At 42.7% G+C, this 2,564-nt stretch carries 2 protein-coding genes; both read left to right on the top strand.

Annotated features, from left to right (window positions below):
* Window positions 1–2,085: DUF3987 domain-containing protein (locus Q0212_RS07350; protein WP_297924083.1), on the top strand; the 2,085-nt coding region annotated here is incomplete at its 5' end.
* A gap of 2 nt (window positions 2,086–2,087) precedes the next feature.
* Window positions 2,088–2,516 (top strand): hypothetical protein, encoded by a 429-nt coding sequence (locus tag Q0212_RS07345; RefSeq protein ID WP_297924081.1) that lies wholly within the window; start codon window positions 2,088–2,090, stop codon window positions 2,514–2,516.
* The last annotated feature ends 48 nt before the right edge of the window (window positions 2,517–2,564 follow it).

Here is a 2,564-nt window from a genome sequence, read left to right as displayed (position 1 = left end):
GCATTAGATTATCTATCATGCGAGGAGTATCACGACTGGATAAGGCAAGCCATGCGCCTAAAAACTTTAGGCGATGCAGGGTTAGACTTGTTTTTGTCATGGTCAAGCAAGAGCGCAAAGTTTGACAGAGTCGATGCCATACACAAATGGCGAGGATTACACGCTGATAGAACAGGCTATAAAGCGATATTTAGCGAGGCACAGCGCAACGGGTGGACAAATCCATTAAGCAACCACAAGCCACCTAAAACAGAAAAAACCGACCCAATAGACCCCGATTTAATCAATAAAACGATTGAAGCACTACCTACCCCCGAAGAGCGCAATACAGCAAGAGCCTTGCAAGATGCCCTTACTTATATTGAGCCACAAGATGCAATAGGCGAAAGTCTTAGCACAGGTGAAAAGGTTATTGGTTACGGTTTAAGCCATGAATATAAACAAGCACAGGGCAGCATAGGCGCATTGTTGGCGATTGATTGGGATAATAAAACAGGCGGAAACTCATTTTCTTTTTATAGAAGTGCAGACTTAAAACACTATGACCCCATTAAGGTGGCAAGTATTTATAAACTGGCACAGAGCAAAGGATGGGTGATGCCGCCCGAAGAGTGGCAAGACCCCGAAAGTATTAACGCGCATTATGACACATTAGATTATCCACTAGACCAACTACCCGAACCCCTACGCTTGCTTATTGTTGAAGTAGTTGATTACTTACAATGCCCTATTGCTATGGCCGTTAATTCACTTTTAGGCGCGTTATCGTTATGCACGCAAGGCTTAGTTAATGTGGCGCGTGATAGTCAACTTACAAGCGTAAGCTCCCTATTTTTGTTATTGATTGCCGAATCAGGCGAGCGTAAAAGCGCGTGTGATAATTTATTGACTAAACACCTAAAAGACCTAGATTTAGAGCGATGTAAGGCCGACCATGAAGCAAAGAAGCTATATCTTAGAGAATATAATAAATGGAAAGCCGAGCATGATGGGGCAATGACAGCCATAAAACGTGCGAGTGAAAAAGGTATCGTTGAAGAAAGTTTAAGAGACCATGTCAATACTTTAGATATGTGCGAGCCTATGCCACCTAGAGGCACAACTTTTCTTTTAGAAGACACCACACCCGAAGGCTTGATAAAAGCATTGAACAGAGGCCACCCATCACAAGGTATCTTTTCAAGTGAAGCAGGTATCGTGTTTGGTAGTCATGGCATGAGTAGCGACTCAGCTATGCGAAACATGGCCACCCTTAACAAGTTTTGGGATGGTGAATCTATCCGAGTAACGCGCCAAGATAGCGACAAAGATATATTGTTATCAGATAGACGATTAACCCTAAGCCTAGCAATACAAGCAAGCACAGTACGCGCCTTTTTTGATGGTAGCAAAGGCTTGGCAAGAGGTACTGGTTTTGGTGCAAGATTCCTGATTGCTTGGCCAAAATCAACACAAGGTTTTAGACTTTATAAAGAGCCTACACACAATACACCGCACCTTGCCGCCTTTAAGCGTAGAACCCTAGAGCTAATTAACACGCCCTTAACGATTGATGATGAAACAGGCGCAATACAAACACACAACTTAATCTTATCGACTAAAGCCAAAGCCGAATGGATTAAGTTTTTTAACGACACCGAGCAAGAACTACGCACTGGAGGCGAATTAACAAACATTAAAGACGTAACCAGTAAAGCAGCAGATAACGCCACAAGGATAGCCGCCTTGTTTCATGTGTACGAACACGGCATAACTGGCGCAATTACCGAAGACCACATGACAAGGGCTTGTCGTTTAATGTCTTGGTACTTGCTAGAATCAAGACGCTTTTTTGGTGAGATTGCATTACCCAAAGAAATAAGCAACGCCACCCTTTTAGATGCTTGGCTAATTGATTACTGCAAGGATAACAACGTAACAAGACTTAGCACCATGTTAGCCCGTCAATTATGCCCTAATGCTATACGCCCAAAGGCCACGCATGAAGAGACAATCAAAAACTTGATAGAGCTAGGCCGATTGAGAATAGTTAAAGACGGTAAAAAGAAATGGCTAGAAGTTAATCCTAAGTTATTGGAGGTTTAATCATGGCTTTTAGAGATTGGTTGAACCCACAGGCCGCTATAGTTGCTATTTCTGCTATAGATGATAAAGAAACACCCCATAAAATCCCAACTATAGCAACTATAGCAACTATAGCGGAGGTAGAAAGCACAAAACAACTTGCCGCCAACGACCAAGAGACGCTAAAAGGAACCGACCCCGACCTTTACGACCTGATATACGGCAAATCTACCGAAGAGCTTTTATATAACCACTTATTAACTTGCCCCTTATGCCATGTAAAAGTAAAACAGTATTGTTTATACGGTGACGAACTAGGCAAGCAATACGATGCTTTGTTGCTCAATAGCGAACACGCACAAGAAAGACGTACAGCCCTAGTTATGCAGGTAGATAGAGCCAATATAACAGGCAACAAGCGTTATATACCTTTTCAACCTGCACCTTTTTAACTAGCGTACTGATGCGAAAAAAATCGAGAGATACGCGCCCCATTTACG

Origin of the sequence: uncultured Agitococcus sp., from assembly GCF_937920075.1 — a bacterium.
Classification (GTDB): Bacteria; Pseudomonadota; Gammaproteobacteria; order Pseudomonadales; family Moraxellaceae; genus Agitococcus.
This window is presented reverse-complemented; position numbering and strand designations above follow the sequence as displayed.